We start from the raw sequence: 17,184 nt of genomic DNA on the forward strand, positions 1-17,184 counted from the left end.
GGGTCGCCAGAACAGGCCGCGGCATCGAGAACAGGCCGTTCCGCGCGGAGGAGACCTGTTCTCGTGGTATCCCCTGTTCTGGGTCGAGACGACGAGCCGGACTCGAGCTCGCCGATGGATGCCACGAACTTTCGGTGCCGCCAGAACAGGCGTTGCACCGAGAACAGGTCGATTCGCGCCGAATACGCCTGTTCCCGGGAGATCCCCTGTTCTCGCCGCACGTCGCCCGGCGTGAGGGAAGCGAACGTCGAGCCGTGACCGGATGCAACGCGCGGCGCGCCACCCGGCCGCGGTCAGCGCGCGGACGGACGCCCGAGCACGAGCGTCGAGGGCGATGGACGCCAGTGCCGCGCCACGTATTCGACGGCTTCGTCGACGCCGAGCGCGCGACTGGAGTTGCCGACGCGCACCCACAGGTCGGTGATCGATCCGCCGTCCTTGGGCTGCGTCAGGTACACCGGGCGCGGAGCCGGACGACACACCACGACGCACACGATCGGAGTCCCGTCCCCGGGCGAGGCGAACACGATGCGCGGCTGGGCGGCGGCGTTGCGGCCGATCGCCTTCGAGAGCATGTCGCGCAGCCACAGCTCGAACCGGTCGTGGTCGGGCGTGCGCATGGTCGCCATGTCGCGCTCGAGCCCGACGGCCGCGCCGGTGTCGTCCGCGCCGATCACCAGCGTGCCGCCGCGGGAGTTGAGGAATGCCGCGACCGATTTCGCGACCGCGATCTCCATGCGCGTGTCCTTGCGGCTCTCCCGCACGTTCCACCGCGCGGTCTCCTTGAACTCGACGCGGTCGGACTCCCCCGCCCGCAGCAGTGCCGCCACATCGATGTCGCCGCCGTCCCGCCGCGCGGCCGCGACCGCGGCGGCGATGACGGCCGACAGCCCGAGGCTCGCGCCGACCGAGAACAGGATCGTCGTCGGCACCCACAGCCGCGCCGCACCGCCGACCCATGCCGACAGCAGCAGCCCGACGCTCACCCCGAGCACGCCGATGACCGTCATGGTCGGCATGCTCAGCGACCGCGCGGGTCCGAACACACGCCGCAGCAGCAGCGCGATGAGACCGGCCAGCGCCAGGACCACCGGGAGCGCGATCGCGAGATCGACGAGCGAGGTGTCCATCGGCATCCGGTTTCCGCGGGGGTCAGCGCAGCGCGCCCACCGAGGCGAGACCCAGCCGGATCAGCGTTCCGCGCCCGCCCTCCATCTCCGCGGAGAGGGCGTCGGATGCCGCTTCCTCGGGCGAGAGCCAGGTGACCTCCAGCGCGTCCTGACGTGGTTCGCACGTGCCGGTGACCGGTACCACGAATGCCAAGGAGACCGCGTGCTGGCGGTCGTCGTGGAAGGCGCTCATCCCCGGCAGGGGGAAGTACTCGGCGACCGTGAACGGCGCGGGCTGCGGCGGGAGGAGCGGGAAGGCCATGGGCCCGAGATCGTTCTCGACGTGACGGAACAGCGCATCGCGCACGGTCTCGCCGTAACGCACGCGGCCCGACACGAGGGTGCGCGTCATTTCGCCCAGCGGAGTGGCCCGCAGCAGGATGCCGACCTGCGTCACGGCGCCCATCCCGTCTGTGCGCACGGGCAGCGCCTCGACGTACAGCATCGGAAGCCGCCGGCGCGCCTCGGCGAGCTCGACCTCGCTCAGCCACGCGGGGTTCGTGTTCGGGCCGGAGCCGGTGGGCGTGCCCGAGAACGAGGCCGCGAGCGGTTCGCGCTCGTCGCCGTTGTCGCCGGGTTCGGGGTCGGGGGTGCGCACGGGCATGCTCCCTGTATATCAACCGTCCGCGCCGATGCCTACGAGGTGGGGACGGTCTCCGCGATACGGGGGCTGGGGAGGAAGTGCCGGGATGCCACGCCCCGACGCCGTGTCGGAGGCCTTTGCCACAATGGGCGCATGAGCGAGAGTCCGATCCTCGACCCGTCCGTCGTCCGCTGGTCGGTGTCGCCGGCCGCGGTCGGCGACCGCCCCGTGCTGGTGCTGTTGCACGGATATGCGGCCGACGAGCACGATCTGTTCGGTCTCGTGCCCTATCTGCCCGACGAGCTCGCGGTCGCGAGCGTGCGCGCTCCGCTCACGCCGCCGTGGCCGACTCCCGGGGCGTCGTGGTACCCGATCGAGGGGCTGAACGGGCGTGATCCCGCCGACGTCACCGTCGCGGCGGAGGCACTCATCGCCTGGATCGCCGAGCATCTCGGTGGGCGTCCGGTCGGACTCCTCGGCTTCTCGCAGGGCGGGGCCGTCGCGATTCAGACGCTTCGCGTCGCCCCCGACGCCGTCGAGTTCGCCGTCGTCCTGGCCGGGTACGCGGCGGGTGGCGAGCTCCCCGGCGATGCCGCACTGGCCGAACGACGGCCCCCGGTGTTCTGGGGCCGCGGGTCCCGCGATGACGTGATCCCGCCGCACCTCGTCGACATGACGGCGCAGTGGCTGCCCGCCCACAGCGACCTGACGGGCCGGGTGTACCCGGGACTGACGCACTCGGTGTCCGAGGAGGAGCTCGCCGACGTGCGCGCGTTCCTCGACGCGCGGCTGGCCGCGCGCAGCTGACCGTTCCGCGGCCAGCGAACGTCAACCCCGGCCCGATGTCGGAGGTCCGGGAGAAGATGTCGGCATGGCCGACGTCCTCGACAGATTCTGTCCTGCCACGCAGGACTGGTTCCGCGGTGCGTTCGCGGCGCCCACCACGGCGCAGAAGGGCGCGTGGGAGTCCGTGGCATCCGGTCGCCATGCTCTCGTGGTGGCGCCCACCGGATCGGGTAAGACGCTCTCGGCCTTCCTCTTCGCGATCGACCGCGTGTTCCGCGAGAAGTCGCCCGAGATCGTGGATGCCACGCCCCCACGCCGCGGCGCGAAGAAGGCCGCGAACCCCGCGCGCACCCGCATCCTCTACATCTCGCCCCTGAAGGCGCTCGGCGTCGACGTCGAGCGCAACCTCCGCTCCCCTCTCGTCGGCATCGGTCAGTCCGCGCGGCGGCTGGGCATCGAGGTGCCTGCCGTGACAGTCGGCGTGCGCTCGGGCGACACGAGTTCGAGCGACCGCCGCAAGCTCGTCACCGACCCGCCCGACATCCTCATCACCACGCCCGAGTCGCTGTACCTCATGTTGACGAGCCAGGCCGCAGAGACCCTGCGGGGGGTGCACACCGTCATCATCGACGAGGTCCACGCGGTCGCGGCGACCAAGCGCGGCGCCCACCTCGCGGTGAGCCTCGAACGTCTCGACGCCCTCCTCGACGCCCCCGCGCAGCGCATCGGTCTCTCGGCGACGGTACGGCCGATCGACGAAGTGGCCCGGTTCCTCGGGGGCGCGCAGCCGGTCGATATCGTGGCCCCGAAAGCGACCAAGGCCTTCGACCTGTCGGTCGTGGTGCCGGTCGACGACATGCTCAACCCGCCGCCCCCGCCCGGCAGCCCGGCGCCGGACGACCCGACGGACGGCGAGTGGTTCTCCGAGCGACCCGAGAGCACCGAGATGTCGGGGTCGGTGTGGCCGCACGTCGAGGAGGCCATCGTCGACCGCATCCTGGAACGGCGCTCGACGATCGTCTTCTCCAACTCCCGGCGCCTCGCGGAGCGATTGACCGGTCGCCTGAACGAGATCTACGCCGAGCGCGTCGGGATCGACGTGCCGGAACCGACCGTGCCCGCCGCCACGATGGCGCAGGCGGGATCCTCTGCGGGCGTCTCGGCGATCCTCGCGAAGGCGCACCACGGTTCGGTTTCGAAGGAACAGCGCGCCCAGGTCGAAGACGAGCTGAAGTCCGGTGTCCTGCGGTGCGTCGTCGCGACCAGCAGCCTCGAACTCGGCATCGACATGGGCGCCGTCGACCTCGTGATACAGGTCGAGGCACCGCCCAGCGCGGCGTCCGGTCTCCAGCGCGTGGGCCGCGCCGGTCACCAGGTCGGCGAGGTCAGCCGTGCGGCGCTCTTCCCCAAGCACCGCAGCGACGTGCTGCACACCGCGGTCGTGACCGAGCGCATGCTGTCGGGAAAGATCGAGGCGATCGCCGTCCCCCAGAACCCGCTCGACATCCTCGCGCAGCAGACCGTCGCGGCCTCCGCCCTCGGGGCGATCGAGGTCGAGGAGTGGTTCGAGACGGTCAAGCGCAGCGCGCCGTTCCGTTCCCTCCCGCGCTCGGCGTACGAGGCCACCCTCGACCTGCTGGCGGGGCGCTACCCGTCCGACGAGTTCGCCGAGCTGCGTCCGCGGCTCGTCTGGGACCGCGACGCGGGCACCCTCACCGGACGCCCCGGCGCACAGCGCGTCGCGGTGACGAGCGGCGGCACGATTCCGGATCGCGGCCTGTTCGGTGTCTTCGTCGCCGGTGAGTCGCAGAACGCCCGCGTCGGCGAGCTCGACGAAGAGATGGTCTACGAGTCGCGGGTCAACGACGTCTTCACCCTCGGCACGACGAGCTGGCGCATCGTCGAGATCACCCACGACCGTGTCAATGTCCTCCCGGCGTTCGGGCAGCCCGGGAAGCTCCCGTTCTGGCACGGCGACGGGCTCGGACGCCCCGCCGAGCTCGGCGAGGCGCTCGGGAAGTTCTCGCGCGACGTCGCCGGTGCCGACCGCGCGAAGGCCGAGGAGCGCCTGCGCGAATCGGGTCTCGACGACAACGCCATCACCAACCTCCTCGCGTACCTCGCCGAACAGCGCGAGGCGACCGGCAGCCTCCCCACCGACCGCACACTGACCGTCGAGCGCAGCCGTGACGAGGTCGGCGACTGGCGCATCATCCTCCACTCCCCCTACGGCATGCAGGTGCACGCGCCGTGGGCGCTGGCGGTGAATGCGCGGATCCGCGAGCGGCTGGGCGTCGAAGGAGCCGCGGTCGCGAGCGACGACGGCATCATCGCGCGGGTCCCGGATGCCGCGGCCGAGCCGCCCGGGGCCGACCTCTTCGTCTTCGAGCCCGACGAACTCGAGCAGATCGTGACCGACGAGGTCGGGGGCTCCGCGCTCTTCGCCTCGCGGTTCCGCGAGTGCGCCGCCCGGGCGCTGCTGCTCCCACGGCTGAACCCGAACCGCCGTTCCCCCCTGTGGCAGCAGCGTCAGCGCTCGGCCCAGCTGCTCGAAGTGGCCCGACGGCATCCGTCGTTCCCGATCATCCTCGAAACGCTCCGCGAGGTGCTGCAGGACGTCTACGACCTCCCCGCCCTCCTCCGCGTGGCGCAGCAGATCGGCGAACGTCGCATCCGTCTCGTCGAGACCACCACCAGCCAGCCCTCCCCGTACGCGCGCGACCTGCTCTTCGGGTACGTCGGGGCCTTCATGTACGAAGGCGACTCGCCCCTCGCCGAACGTCGCGCCGCCGCGCTCTCCGTCGACCCCGCACTCCTGAGCGAGCTGCTCGGCAAGGTCGAGATGCGCGAGCTGCTCGACCCCGACGTCATCGCGCAGTTCGAGCGCGAAGCGCAGCGCCTCGATCCGGAGCGTCGTGTCCGCGGGGTCGAGGGGGTGGCCGACCTTCTCCGACTCCTCGGACCCCTGGATGCCACGGAGGTGGCCGCACGCCTCGAAGGCGAATCGGTCGACGAGGCCGCCTCGCACCTCGCGACCCTCGTCGACGACCGGCGCGCCATCGCGGTCACGATCGCCGGAGTCCCCCGCGTCGCCGGGATCGAAGACGCGGGGCGGTTGCGCGATGCGCTCGGTGCGGCGTTGCCGGTCGGCATCCCGAACGCGTTCCTCGAACCCCTCGCCGATCCGCTCGGCGATCTCGTCGCCCGCTATTCGCGCACCCACGGCCCGTTCACCACGGATGCCGTCGCCGAGCGTTTCGGTGTCGGCGTCGCGGTGGCGCGGCTGACCCTGCAGCGGCTCGAGTCGCAAGGTCGGCTGGCGAGCGGCTTCTTCCTGCCCGAAGCGGTGGGCGGACGCGGCGACGACACCGAGTGGTGCGACGCCGAGGTCCTGCGCCGGTTGCGCATGCGCTCGCTGGCTGCCATCCGCGGCAGCGTCGAGCCCGTCCCCCCGTCCGCGTACGCGCGGTTCCTCCCCGTGTGGCAGCACCTCACCCGACCGCTCGAGGGCGTCGATGGCGTGCTCGCCGTCGTCGAGCAGCTCGCCGGTGTCCCCATCCCGGCGAGTGCGTGGGAGTCTCTCGTGCTGCCCTCGCGGGTCGCCGACTACACCCCCGGGCTGCTGGACGAACTGACCGCGACCGGCGAGGTGGTGTGGTCCGGACACGGAACGCTCCCGGGTCGGGACGGGTGGATCGCGCTGCACCCCGCCGAGGCTGCTCCGTTCACGCTGCAAGATCCGGACGACCCCGAAGATCCGGCACCGGACTCGCTCGAAGCCCGGCTGCTGTCGGCGCTCGAGGGCGGCGGGGCGTACTTCGCGGCGCAGCTGAAGCAGCTGGTCGGCGCCGAGAACGAGCAGTCCGTCAACGACGCCCTGTGGGCGCTGACCTGGGCCGGTCGGGTAACGAACGACACGTTCGCGCCGGTGCGGGCGCTGCTCGGCGGCGGCGGTCAGGCCCACCGTGTGGCCCGCCGCGCCCCGCGCGCCCGCATGTATCGCGGCGCCACCCTGCCGCGCCCCACGTCGGCACCGCGTCCACCGTCGCTCGGCGGCCGCTGGTCGCTCTTGCCCGAGCGCGAACCGGATGCCGCCGCCCGGGCGACCGCGACCGCGAGCCTGCTCCTCGACCGGTACGGGGTGGTGACGCGTGGCGCGGTGCAGTCCGAGGGCGTTCCGGGCGGGTTCGCCCAGGTGTACCGCATCCTGGCGGGGTTCGAAGAGGCCGGGCACTGCCGTCGCGGCTACGTGATCGAGAAGCTCGGGGCCGCCCAGTTCGCCGCCTCGGCCACGGTGGACCGTCTCCGGGAGTTCGCCGCCGTCGCCGACCCGCCACCGCTTCGGGCCGTGACCCTGGCCGCGACCGACCCGGCCAACCCCTACGGAGCCGCGCTCGGCTGGCCCGCGCTCGAGGGCGTCACCCACCGCCCGGGACGCAAGGCCGGAGGGCTGATCGTCCTCGTGGACGGCGACCTGACGCTCTACCTCGAACGCGGGGGGCGCAGCGCCCTGGCCTTCACCGACGACGAGGCGCGACTGCAGGCGGCCGCCCGCGATCTGGCCGACACATCGCGGCGCCGTCGCCTCGACACACTCACGGTCGAGCAGGTCAACGGCGAGTTCGTCTTCGGCACCGCGGTGGGCCGGGCCCTGCGCGAGGCCGGCTTCGTCGAATCGCCACGCGGCCTGACCCTGCGTCGCCTCACCGCGGGCGACACGCTGCGCGAGGCCGCCCGTGCCTGAGGGCGATACCGTCCACCGTGCCGCCGCGAAGCTGTCGGCCGCGCTCGCCGGTCGCACCGTGACGAAGTTCGACATCCGCGTCCCCGGCAGCGCCACCGCCGACCTGCGGGGCGAAACCGTGCACGAGGTGGTCGCCCGGGGCAAGCACCTCCTCGAACGCATCGGCGGGTACACGCTCCACTCCCACCTCAAGATGGAGGGCCGGTGGGACGTGTACCGCCCGGGGGAACGGTGGCGCCGCCCGGTTTTCAAGGCTCGAGCGATCGTCGGCGTCACCGGTGCCGACACGGTGGGATTCGACCTGGCGATGGTCGAAGTGCTGCCGACCGCCGACGAGGATCGGGTCGTAGGACACCTCGGCCCCGACCTCCTGGGTCCCGACTGGAACGCCGCCGAGGCCGTCCGCCGAGTGTCCGCCGACACTCGCGCCGTCCACGTCGCACTGCTCGACCAGCGCAACGTCGCCGGCTTCGGCAACGTCTACGCGAACGAGTTGCTCTTCGTCCGCGGCATCGCCCCGACCGCCCCGGCGAACGAGATCGACGTCGCCGCCGCGATCGCCCTCGGTCACCGCATGATCCACGCCAACCTCCCGCGCGCCGAACGCACCTTCACCGGCGACAACCGCCCCGGACGCCGGATGTGGGTCTACGGCCGCGACGGAGCGCCGTGCCGTCGGTGCGGCACCCCGATCCAGGCGACGACGCTCGGCGCTTCCGCGACGAGCGAGCGCAACGTGTTCTGGTGCCCCACCTGTCAGCCGGAATGAAAGCCTTTCCGAGCCCGCTGTCAACCCGCCGTCGCTCTGAAGCCGTCCGTGCGACAACGGTCAGAGACAAACCGGCGCAGCGGGAAAATGCCGTGGTCCGGCGGGAATCCGTCCGGGCGTCCGCGCCGAACAACCATGCACGGGAATGAGATCGAGCCCGCATCGGTTGTCACACAAGTCGGCTCACCCGAGAGCCGATCGGAGGGGATCGTGGGAAAGAACTACATCGACATCGAGAACGACCACGGCGAGACGCTGCGCTACCGCAAGCACGTCAACGGTCGTGGACTCGTCGCGCACGGCGCGAAGGTCCACCCGTCGGCACTGGTGGAGAACGGCGCGTACGTCGAACCCGGAGTGCAGATCGCGGCGGGTGTCCGTGTCGGTAGAGGGGCGTGGATCGAGTCGGATGCCGTCATCGGCCCCGAGGCGCGGATCGAGCCGCACGCTCACATCTGCGCGGGTGCCGTGATCGGCGCGGGCGCGCACATCGGCGTCCGCACGCAGGTGGGGTCGAACGCCCGCGTGGCGGTCGGCTCGCTCATCGGCGACGACGAGGTCATCAACGACGGCGAGGCCGTCGCCACCGACCGGCGAGGTCTTCGCCTAGCGGCGTGAACCTCACGCTTTCGGCATCCATTGCCCGCACGCTTCTACGGAGCGTGCGGGTTTTCTTTTGGCCGCGCATTCTGGGCGTGTTTATTCGTTCAACGTCGAAAGAAATGAACGTGGGGATATCTCGATATCGAACGGAATTACCACCGATATTCGTTCGATGTCGAGATTGTCGCCGTGGATCTCTCGACGTCGAAGAACTCAAGCGAGCAGGGTCAGCACGAAGCCGATGAGCGGCAGAGTTCCCTGTACCGCGGCGGGCCGGAGGTACTTCCGGCCCGACGTGATGAGCACGAGCGCGGCGCCGAGCATCGACCCGAGCGAGAACAGCAGCAGTGTTCGGCCGGCGACGTCACTGACACCGTTGACGGTCCAGAGCACGACACCGATGGCCGCGCCGATCGCGAGGAACAGGTTGTAGAACCCCTGGTTGTACGCGAGGGGCTTCGTGGTGTCGGCGGCCTCCTGAGAGGTCAGGCCGAAGATGCGCCACACGGTGGGATGCGACCACCGCACGCTCTCGAGGACGAAGATGTAGACGTGCAGCAGGGCCGCGAGCCCCGCGAAGACGAGCGCCAGGATGCCGACCATGAGCCCACGTTAGCCTGGGGGTATGGCGAAGAACGGGAGCGGGTCACGGGGTTCGCGTGGCGGCGCGGGACGTCCGCGCGCCGGGGCGCCCGCCCGCAAGCCGGCCCCCGCTCGCCCGCAGCGCAAACCGACCCCCGCGCCGACGCCCCGGGAGGAGCCGCGCATCTTCACCCTCGGCGCCGTCCCCGGCGCGACCCCGGGCAAGTGGATCGGCCTCTGGCGCGATCGCATGCCGCACGTCGCGCTCGACCTGCGCGAGATCCCGGTGGCGACGCAGCGCGCCGCCCTTCACGACGTGGATGCCGCGCTGGTGCGACTTCCCCTCGATCAGGCCGATGACCTGCACGTCATCCCTCTCTACGACGAGCTCCCGGTCGTCGTCATGTCCACCGATTCGGCTCTCATCGCCGCCGAGGACGAGATCTCGATCGGCGATCTCGCCGGGGAAGTCGTGATCGTCCCGGCGGACGATGTGCTCGGAGCGCGGATTCCGGATGCCATCGCCCCCGCCTTCTCGCCTCCGGCGGACACGGCGGAGGCGATCGCGACGGTCGCCGCCGGTGTCGGCGTGGTGGTCGTGCCGATGTCCCTCGCCCGCGCCCACCACCGCCGCGACGTCGAGTACCGCGTCCTCGCCGACGGGCCCGTCTCGACGGTCGCGCTGGCGTGGCGCCGCGACGCGACGACGGACGATGTGGAGACGTTCGTCGGGATCGTGCGCGGCCGCACCGCGCGATCCTCGCGCTGACGCGACGGGACGCCCCCGGCTCCGACCTCAGCGCTTCGTCGTGCGCCGCACCTCGTCGACGGTCGCGCCGCCTCGCAGACCTCGTGCACGCGCTCCGCGCAACACCGCCTCGGCGTCGACCGTCGCGCCCTCGGCCAGCGTGTGCAGGTCGACCCGCACGGGAATGGGCAGCCGCTTGCGCTCGCGATCGCGGCGCGCGGACTCCGCCGCCCGGGCTTCGTCGACCTCGTCGCCGGCCAGCGAGCGGACGGTGAGCCCGCAGCCGACGTCGGCGGCGGCAGCGCGCAAGTGGGCGATGATGTCGCCGAGGTTCTCGACGTCGGTGACGAGCAGGGTGGCGGTGGTCATACCCCCATTGTCGCGGGAGGTCACACCCCGGCGGGTCGGGCGGGCGACGCGCATAGAATCCCTGGGTGACCGGTCGACTCCTCTACGTCTGCGCGCGTCCGCAGCGCGAGGCGGCGGCCGCCGAATGGGCGTCCTTCCGCGACGGGCTCGGCGTCGACGACGACGATCTCGTGCACCACGATCTCGTCCGCGAACCCCTGCCCGGCGACCTCGAGCGCTACGCCGGCGTCGTGGTGGGCGGGAGCCCCTTCAACGTCACCGACCCGGACAAGACCGAGTCGCAGCTCCGCCTGGAACGCGACCTCGAGTCCCTGGCATCCGCGGGTCTGGACGGACGGACGCGGACGCTGTTCACGTGCTTCGGGATCGGTATCGTGACTCGTCTGCTCGGCGGCGTCGTCTCGCTCGACCACCCAGAGGACACCGGCCCCGCCGAGATCATGCTGACCGACGATGGCACGCGGGACGAGCTGTTCGGCGTCCTGGACCCCCGCTTCGTGGCCTTGACGGCGCACAAGGAGGGCGCCGTCAGGGTGCCCCCCGGGGCGGTACTGCTCGCGCGCAACGACGCGTGCCCCGTACAGGCGTACCGCGCCGGCGCTGCGCTGTGGGCGACACAGTTCCACCCCGAGCCCACGGCGGACGCGTTCGTCGCCCGCATGGCGGTCTATCGCGCAGCGGGCTACTTCGACGCCGAGGCGTTCGACGAGGTCGCCGCGCACGTCCGCACCGCGTCGGTCGAGCAGCCGACCCTGCTGCTGCGAACATTCGCCACCCTCGCGGCGTGAGACGCGCTCGCGGCACCGTCGGCTCCTGTCAAGCCGGGGCGCGGAAGTGGCTAGCTTATCTAGTGTTCTAGACATGAACGCGAATGACCACGCCCGTACCCCCGCGCGAGGCTCGGACCTCGTCCGGCAGATCGTCGTCCTGTCCGCCGTGTCGTTCATGCTGATCGCGGCGGTGATCGGCGCGGGAGCGTTCGGCAACACCGCCGTCGAGGACCAGCAGGGCGGCGCCCTCGACACCGACGGCTCCTACCTGGCCCCCGCCGGCCCGGCCTTCTCGATCTGGTCCGTCATCTATCTCGGCCTCATCGCGTACGCGATCTGGCAGGCGCTCCCCCGCCAGCGGTCCTCCGAACGCCAGCGAGCGTTGGGGTGGCCGATCGCGCTGACCATGGTGCTGAACGGTCTGTGGCTCGTCGCGGCGCGCTTCGGCACGCTGTTCCTCACGGTCGTCGTGATCGTGCTGCTGCTCGCGGCGCTGGGCTGGGCGTTCCGGACGGCCGTCGTCACGCGCGATCCGCGGGGCGGGGTCGTGGACTCGATCCTCATCGACGGGGTCACGGGACTCCACCTCGGCTGGGTCACCCTCGCGACCGTCGCCAACACCGCGGCGTGGCTGACCACCGTCGTGCCGCCGTCGTGGGAGAACGCCGCCGACGCCATCGGGGTGACCGTGCTCGTCGTCGTCGCGCTGCTCGGCCTCGCGATCGCGTGGCGCAGCGAGTGGCGGATCGCCCCGGCCCTCGCGCTGGCGTGGGGGCTGTCGTGGCTCGCCGTGGAACGCCTCACCGGATCCCCGGCGAGCACTCCCATCGCGGTCACGGCGATCATCGTCGCCGTCGTCGTGCTGCTTCCGCCGGCCGTCGTCTCGGGCCTGCGCCTGATCCGCCCGTCGATCGACTGACGCTCGCGGCGACTCAGAGGGCGGGAGCCGCGATGGCGGCGCCCCCGGCGGGCACGGTGAGCAGTCCGTCTTCGAGGACCGTCCCGTCGACGGTCGCGAGCAGCACACCCGCACCGGATGCCACGGGCACCGCCGCCTCGGCATCCGACAGGTTCACGAGAACCACGAGGTCGCCCCGGTGCAGCTCGTACACGCGGCCCCCGGCGGCCTCGAGCGCTCGCGCGGACAGGCCGTGGCGTGACGGGTCGGTGAGTTCGGGGCGCTCCCGGCGGAGCTTCGCCAGCTCGCGGTAGAGCGCGAGCAGTTCGGCGTGACCGTCGGCCGCGGGCTCGGCCCAGTCGAGCTTCGACCGCTGGAAGGTCGCGGGGTCCTGCGGGTCGGGGACGACGGACTCGTCCCAGCCCATCTTCTCGAACTCGGCGACGCGCCCCTTCGCCGTGGCCTCGCCGAGCTCGGGCTCGGGGTGCGACGTGAAGAACTGCCAGGGGGTCTTCGCACCCCACTCCTCGCCCATGAAGAGCATCGGGGTGCCCGGGGCGGTGAGCGTCAGCACGGCGGCGGCCGCGAGGCGGTCGAACGGCAGGCTCTGCGAGATGCGGTCTCCGGCAGCGCGGTTGCCGATCTGGTCGTGATCCTGCGCGAACGTGACCAGGCGCCAGTTCGGCACCTGGGCCGGAATCGGGTGGCCGTGCGCGCTCCCGCGGAACGACGAATACGTGCCGTCGTGGAAGAACCCGCCCTCCGACACCTTCTCGAACGCCTCGATCGCGGCGAAGTCCTCGTAGTACCCGATCGTCTCGCCGGTCAGGGCGACGTGCGCGGTGTGGTGCCAGTCGTCGGACCACTGTGCCGTGAGGCCGTAGCCGCCCGCCTCTCGGGGCAGGATCAGCTTCGGGTCGTTCATGTCCGACTCGGCGATGGTGGTGAGCGGGATGCCACGGTGTGCCGACAGTGCGTCGGTGCGCTCGGCGATCTCCTGCAGCACGTGCACCGGCCGCTCGTCGAGCAGAGCGTGCACGGCGTCCAGGCGCAGACCGTCGACGTGGTAATCGCGCATCCACATGAGCGCGTTCTCGACGATGTAGGAGCGCACGGCATCCTCGTCGAGGTTGATCGAGTCGCCCCACGTGTTCCGGCTGCCCTCGCGCAGGTACGGACCGAACTCGGGCAGGTAGTTGCCCGACGGTCCGAGGTGGTTGTAGACCACGTCCTGCACGATCGCGAGCCCGGCCGCGTGCGCGGCGTCGACGAAGCGCTGGTAGGCGGCGGGCCCACCGTAGGCCTCGTGCACGGTGTACCAGAGCACACCGTCGTAGCCCCAGTTCCAGACGCCGTTGAACTCATTGACGGGCAGCAGCTCGACGTGGGTCACCCCGAGGTCGACGAGGTGGTCGAACCGTCCGATCGCGGCATCCAGGGTGCCTTCCGGCGTGAAGGTGCCGAGGTGCAGTTCGTAGATGAGGCCGCCCGCGAGCTGGCGCCCGGTCCACGCGGCATCCGTCCAGGAGAAGGCCGTCGGGTCGAACCACGCGGATGCCTCGTGCACACCGGCGGGCTGCCGCCGCGACCGCGGGTCGGGGCGAAGGTCGTCGCCGTCGCCGAGGACGAAACCGTAGCGCTCCCCGTCGGCGAGGGCGACATCGGCGCCCCACCAGCCGCCCGCTCCCGCGGCGAGTTCGACGTCCTCGACGACGTTCGAGCCGCTCTCGTCGAGCCGCCGCAGCCGCACGCGGTCGGCCTTCGGTGCCCACAGTCCCACGCTCATGGCATCCTCTCTTCCGCCCCTCCGTCTCACGCGTGAAGGGTCAATATTTGTCGCTTGCGAGGCCGTGAGGCGACAGTTCTTGACCCCTCACGCGCCGGGAAATCAGGAGCAGGCCGGTTCGTCGACCAGCAGCGCCACCGGCAGATCCTGCAGCAGCTCAGACAGGAGCACCGGGCCGCCGGGGAAACGCCGACCCGTCAGCACGTCGACCGCGGGGACGTGGGGCCGCAGCAGCACCGTGTCGCGCCAACCGCCGGCCTCGCGCAGACCGTGCGGCAGGCGGGTCGCCACGGCCGACACCCCGCCGCGGTCGAACGCGACGACATGACCGGATGCCGCACCGGCGGCCTCCAGCGGACGGTACAGCGAGTACCGCTCGGGGCAATCGCGCCGCACGCGCAGGGCGCGCGAGGTCACGAGAAGCTTCGCGGCGCCGGTGGCATCCACCGCCGGAGGCGTCGCATCCTCGGCGTCCAGCGAGGCCAGCAGGCGTGCCCGCTCCGCGAAGTCGACGGGTCGGCGGTTGTCGGGGTCGACGAGCGACTGCTCCCACAGTTCCGAGCCCTGGTACACGTCGGGCACACCGGGTCCGGTGATCTGCAGCAGCTTCGAGGACAGGCCGTTCGACCACCCGTCGGCTGCGATCTCGTCGACGAACGCCCGGACACGGGATGCCACGGGCCCGGTCGCGGCGTCGACGACGGCGTGCATGCGCTCCTCGAACGCCTCGTCCTGCTCCCACCAGCCGGTGACCTCGGACGCTTCGCGCGCCGCCTTCTCGGCGTACGCGTGCAGCCGTTCGCGGTACTCCGCGAGGCCCGCGGGGGTCTCGGCGGAGGCGGGCCACGCGCCCACGATCGCCTGCCACAGCAGCGCATCGAAGGGCCCGTGCCCGGTCGAGGCGATGCTCCGGAACTCCTCCAGCACCTCGGCCCACCGTGCGGGGATCTCAGCGAGCACCGCAATGCGGGCGCGGGTGTCCTCGCCGCGCTTGGTGTCGTGGGTCGACAGCGTCGTCATGGCCGTCGGCCACGACGCCTGGCGCTGGACCTGTGCGGTGTGGAAGCCGTCGACGTCGAGCGAGAACTGCGACGGGTCGCCACCGACCTCCGTGAGGGAGCCGAGGCGCGTGAAGCGGTAGAACGCCGTGTCCTCGACGCCCTTGGCCATGACGGGACCTGTGGTCTGCTGGAAGCGCCACGCGATCTCGAGATCGGTGTCGGTGAGGGCCGGCACGAGCGCCTCGATGACGTCGCCGAGTTCGGGCCGACGCTCCTCGGCCTCGCCGACGGCGGCATCCAGGCGGGAGCGTCCGGCGGGGAGGTACGAGCGGTAGACGGGGAAGCACGCGAGGATCTCGGCGAGGGCGTCCTGCAGGTCTTCGGCGGTGAACTCCTCGCGGAGGGCAGCGGGGAGTCCGCGAACGATGCGGCGGATCTCGGACACCTGGATCGTGTCCGCGATGCGTCGCTTCGTGTCGTGGATGAGGTCGTGCCAGCCGGTCGAGGCCGGCAGGCCGCTGTCGGTACGCAGCCGCGCGTCGAGGGCGTCGAGCGCCGCCTCCCCCGCGGGGTCGGTGAGCACGCGGTCGACCTCGGCGAGCGCGTCGTAGCCGGTCGTGCCAGCGGTCTTCCACCACGACGGCAGAGCCTCACCGTGCTCGAGGATCTTCTCCACGAGGACGTAACCCGCCTCGGGACCACCCGCATCGACGAGAGCAGCCGCGAGCCGGTCGAGGTACCCGCCCGGGTCGACGAGCCCGTCCGGATGGTCGACGCGCAGGCCGTCGGCGAGGCCCTCGCGCACCCAGCGCAGGATCTCGGCGTGCGTCGCGTCGAACACGTCGGGCCGCTCGACCCGCACGCCCGCGAGGGTCGTGACGGCGAAGAAGCGTCGGTAGTTCAGGTCGGCGGCCTCGTCCTGCCAGAACCGCAGCTCGAAGTTCTGCGCGGCGAGAAGGATCGGGACGTCCGCCGTCCCCGTTCCCGGCGCGACCGGGAAGACGTGGTCGTAGTAGCGGATCAGGCCGTCGGGTGCATCGGTCGCGGGCGTCGGGTCGTACGAGATCTCTTCGATCACGTCGGCGAGATCGGCGCCGAGCACGGGCACGCGGACCTTGCCGCCACCGAACTCCCAGTCGATGTCGAAGGCGTCCGCGTGCGCGGAGGCGCGGCCCTGGCGGAGCACGTCCCACCACCAGGCGTTCGTCCGCGGTTCGGATACGCCCATGTGGTTGGGGACGATGTCGATCAGAATGCCGAGATCCGCGGCCCGCGCGGCCTCCGCGAATCGCTTCAAGCCGGAAGCGCCGCCGCGTGCCGGGTCGACCCGCGTGACGTCGACGACGTCGTACCCGTGGTCCGACCCGGGCGTCGCCTCGAGCAGGGGCGACAGGTACGCCCACGACACCCCGAGGTCACGGAGATAGCCCGTGACCTCGGCAGCGGTGTCGAGGGGGAAGGATTCGCGGATCTGCAGGCGGTAGGTCGAAAGCGGATGCCGCATTCTGATTCAGAGCTCCGGTTTGGGTGCCTGCCCGGGCAGGTCGTCGGTGGCGGTGATGGCGATCTGCGCGGTGAGCGAGGCGGCGACCGTGTGGTCGATCTCGGGCTCGGGCAGGTGGTGCTCGCGCAGCACGATGAGCGACTTCGGCTCGAGCTGGAGCGCCTCACCCGGCGCGATCGGCTCGGTGTTGGCGCGCTCGCCCGCGGTGTCGACGTACACGTCCCACTCGGGCGAGTACTGGATTGCGGGCACGTGGAAGTCCACGGGCTCGTCGCCGGCGTTGAACAGCACCAGGAAGTGGTCGTCGCTGATCGTCTCGCCGCGACGGTCGCGCTCGCGGATGCCCTGGCCGTTGAGGAACACGCCGACCGCGCGGCCGAAGCCGGAGTCCCAGTCCTCGGGCTGCATGAGCGTACCGTCGGGACGCAGCCACACCACGTCGGGGATGTTGTCCCCCTCTTCCATCTTCACCGGGCGGCCGTCGAAGAACCGGCTGCGGCGGAAGGTGGGGTGCTCCTTGCGGAGGCGTGCGAGAGCCGCGGTGAACTCCACGAGCGGGTGGTCGACGCTGGACCAGTCCACCCAGGTGATCTCGTTGTCCTGGGCGTAGCCGTTGTTGTTGCCGCCCTGCGTGCGGCCCAGCTCGTCGCCGTGCAGCAGCATCGGCACGCCCTGGCTGAGCAGCAGCGTCGCGATGAAGTTGCGCTGCTGCTGCGCGCGGCGCTTCAGCACCTCGGGGTCGTCGGTCGGCCCCTCCACACCCAGGTTGCTGGAGCGGTTGTGCGATTCGCCGTCGTTGTTGTCCTCGCCGTTGGCCTCGTTGTGCTTCTCGTTGTACGAGACGAGGTCGCGGAGCGTGAAGCCGTCGTGCG

At 71.4% G+C, this 17,184-nt stretch carries 13 protein-coding genes and 1 pseudogene; 7 read left to right on the top strand and 7 right to left on the bottom strand.

Annotated features, from left to right (window positions below; genetic code table 11):
- Positions 1 to 293: 293 nt before the first annotated feature.
- Together D8Y23_RS03085 and D8Y23_RS03090 are read right to left on the bottom strand one after the other, a co-directional pair.
- A complete protein-coding gene (locus D8Y23_RS03085) occupies positions 294 to 1,130 on the bottom strand; it encodes an AlbA family DNA-binding domain-containing protein (protein ID WP_128216724.1) in 837 nt (278 codons plus the stop codon).
- Positions 1,131 to 1,152: 22 nt separating this feature from the next.
- Positions 1,153 to 1,773, bottom strand: a complete 621-nt coding sequence (locus D8Y23_RS03090) for an NUDIX hydrolase family protein (RefSeq protein ID WP_128216711.1) — start codon at positions 1,771 to 1,773, stop codon at positions 1,153 to 1,155.
- A 132-nt stretch (positions 1,774 to 1,905) separates the two neighbouring features.
- On the opposite strand from D8Y23_RS03090, the gene D8Y23_RS03095 reads away from it, so the two are divergent.
- From D8Y23_RS03095 to D8Y23_RS03110, 4 genes are all read left to right on the top strand, one after another.
- On the top strand, positions 1,906 to 2,559 hold the full coding sequence (locus tag D8Y23_RS03095) for an alpha/beta hydrolase (RefSeq protein ID WP_128216712.1): 654 nt from the start codon (positions 1,906 to 1,908) through the stop codon (positions 2,557 to 2,559).
- Positions 2,560 to 2,623: 64 nt separating this feature from the next.
- Entirely contained in the window at positions 2,624 to 7,282 is a 4,659-nt protein-coding gene (locus D8Y23_RS03100) for an ATP-dependent helicase (protein ID WP_128216713.1), read from the top strand.
- Positions 7,275 to 8,051 carry a DNA-formamidopyrimidine glycosylase family protein gene (locus tag D8Y23_RS03105; RefSeq protein ID WP_128216714.1) on the top strand — a complete coding sequence of 259 codons (777 nt, stop codon included), beginning with the start codon at positions 7,275 to 7,277 and terminating at the stop codon, positions 8,049 to 8,051. Before D8Y23_RS03100 ends, D8Y23_RS03105 begins: the two co-directional genes overlap by 8 nt.
- 210 nt (positions 8,052 to 8,261) lie before the next feature.
- Positions 8,262 to 8,669 carry a transferase gene (locus D8Y23_RS03110; RefSeq protein ID WP_128216715.1) on the top strand — a complete coding sequence of 136 codons (408 nt, stop codon included), beginning with the start codon at positions 8,262 to 8,264 and terminating at the stop codon, positions 8,667 to 8,669.
- Positions 8,670 to 8,867: 198 nt separating this feature from the next.
- Here the strand turns inward: D8Y23_RS03110 and D8Y23_RS03115 are convergent, their stop codons facing one another.
- Positions 8,868 to 9,257: a DUF1304 domain-containing protein gene (locus tag D8Y23_RS03115; protein WP_128216716.1), complete on the bottom strand. Its 390-nt coding sequence runs from the start codon at positions 9,255 to 9,257 to the stop codon at positions 8,868 to 8,870.
- 22 nt (positions 9,258 to 9,279) lie between these two features.
- Here D8Y23_RS03115 and D8Y23_RS03120 point away from each other — a divergent pair, with 22 nt between their 5' ends.
- Positions 9,280 to 10,005, top strand: a complete 726-nt coding sequence (locus D8Y23_RS03120) for a LysR substrate-binding domain-containing protein (RefSeq protein ID WP_128216717.1) — start codon at positions 9,280 to 9,282, stop codon at positions 10,003 to 10,005.
- Positions 10,006 to 10,032: 27 nt separating this feature from the next.
- Here the strand turns inward: D8Y23_RS03120 and D8Y23_RS03125 are convergent, their stop codons facing one another.
- Positions 10,033 to 10,353: a hypothetical protein gene (locus D8Y23_RS03125; protein WP_128216718.1), complete on the bottom strand. Its 321-nt coding sequence runs from the start codon at positions 10,351 to 10,353 to the stop codon at positions 10,033 to 10,035.
- Between the two features lie 65 nt (positions 10,354 to 10,418).
- Here D8Y23_RS03125 and D8Y23_RS03130 point away from each other — a divergent pair, with 65 nt between their 5' ends.
- Positions 10,419 to 11,141, top strand: a complete 723-nt coding sequence (locus D8Y23_RS03130) for a GMP synthase (protein WP_128216719.1) — start codon at positions 10,419 to 10,421, stop codon at positions 11,139 to 11,141.
- A 73-nt stretch (positions 11,142 to 11,214) separates the two neighbouring features.
- A complete protein-coding gene (locus D8Y23_RS03135) occupies positions 11,215 to 12,042 on the top strand; it encodes a tryptophan-rich sensory protein (RefSeq protein WP_128216720.1) in 828 nt (275 codons plus the stop codon).
- A 13-nt stretch (positions 12,043 to 12,055) separates the two neighbouring features.
- On the opposite strand, the gene treZ is transcribed toward D8Y23_RS03135, so the two are convergent.
- The 3 genes and pseudogenes from treZ to D8Y23_RS03150 all read right to left on the bottom strand — a co-directional run.
- Positions 12,056 to 13,807, bottom strand: a complete 1,752-nt coding sequence (treZ, locus tag D8Y23_RS03140) for a malto-oligosyltrehalose trehalohydrolase (RefSeq protein WP_128216721.1) — start codon at positions 13,805 to 13,807, stop codon at positions 12,056 to 12,058.
- A 102-nt stretch (positions 13,808 to 13,909) separates the two neighbouring features.
- Complete coding sequence (treY, locus tag D8Y23_RS03145) at positions 13,910 to 16,312, bottom strand: malto-oligosyltrehalose synthase (protein WP_128216722.1); 2,403 nt, start codon at positions 16,310 to 16,312, stop codon at positions 13,910 to 13,912.
- Between the two features lie 6 nt (positions 16,313 to 16,318).
- Positions 16,319 to 17,184, bottom strand: a pseudogene (locus D8Y23_RS03150) (glycogen debranching protein GlgX); the annotation flags it as partial.

This window comes from Microbacterium enclense (assembly GCF_004022425.1).
Classification (GTDB): Bacteria; Actinomycetota; Actinomycetes; order Actinomycetales; family Microbacteriaceae; genus Microbacterium; species Microbacterium enclense_A.

What these genes read in the sequence shown, in the direction of transcription:
- D8Y23_RS03085 (WP_128216724.1), bottom strand. Translation starts at nt 1,130, where the DNA reads ATGGACACCTCGCTCGTCGATCTCGCGATCGCGCTCCCGGTGGTCCTG.
- D8Y23_RS03090 (WP_128216711.1), bottom strand. Translation starts at nt 1,773, where the DNA reads ATGCCCGTGCGCACCCCCGACCCCGAACCCGGCGACAACGGCGACGAG.
- D8Y23_RS03095 (WP_128216712.1), top strand. Translation starts at nt 1,906, where the DNA reads ATGAGCGAGAGTCCGATCCTCGACCCGTCCGTCGTCCGCTGGTCGGTG.
- D8Y23_RS03100 (WP_128216713.1), top strand. Translation starts at nt 2,624, where the DNA reads ATGGCCGACGTCCTCGACAGATTCTGTCCTGCCACGCAGGACTGGTTC.
- D8Y23_RS03115 (WP_128216716.1), bottom strand. Translation starts at nt 9,257, where the DNA reads ATGGTCGGCATCCTGGCGCTCGTCTTCGCGGGGCTCGCGGCCCTGCTG.
- D8Y23_RS03120 (WP_128216717.1), top strand. Translation starts at nt 9,280, where the DNA reads ATGGCGAAGAACGGGAGCGGGTCACGGGGTTCGCGTGGCGGCGCGGGA.
- D8Y23_RS03125 (WP_128216718.1), bottom strand. Translation starts at nt 10,353, where the DNA reads ATGACCACCGCCACCCTGCTCGTCACCGACGTCGAGAACCTCGGCGAC.
- D8Y23_RS03135 (WP_128216720.1), top strand. Translation starts at nt 11,215, where the DNA reads ATGAACGCGAATGACCACGCCCGTACCCCCGCGCGAGGCTCGGACCTC.
- treZ (WP_128216721.1), bottom strand. Translation starts at nt 13,807, where the DNA reads ATGAGCGTGGGACTGTGGGCACCGAAGGCCGACCGCGTGCGGCTGCGG.
- treY (WP_128216722.1), bottom strand. Translation starts at nt 16,312, where the DNA reads ATGCGGCATCCGCTTTCGACCTACCGCCTGCAGATCCGCGAATCCTTC.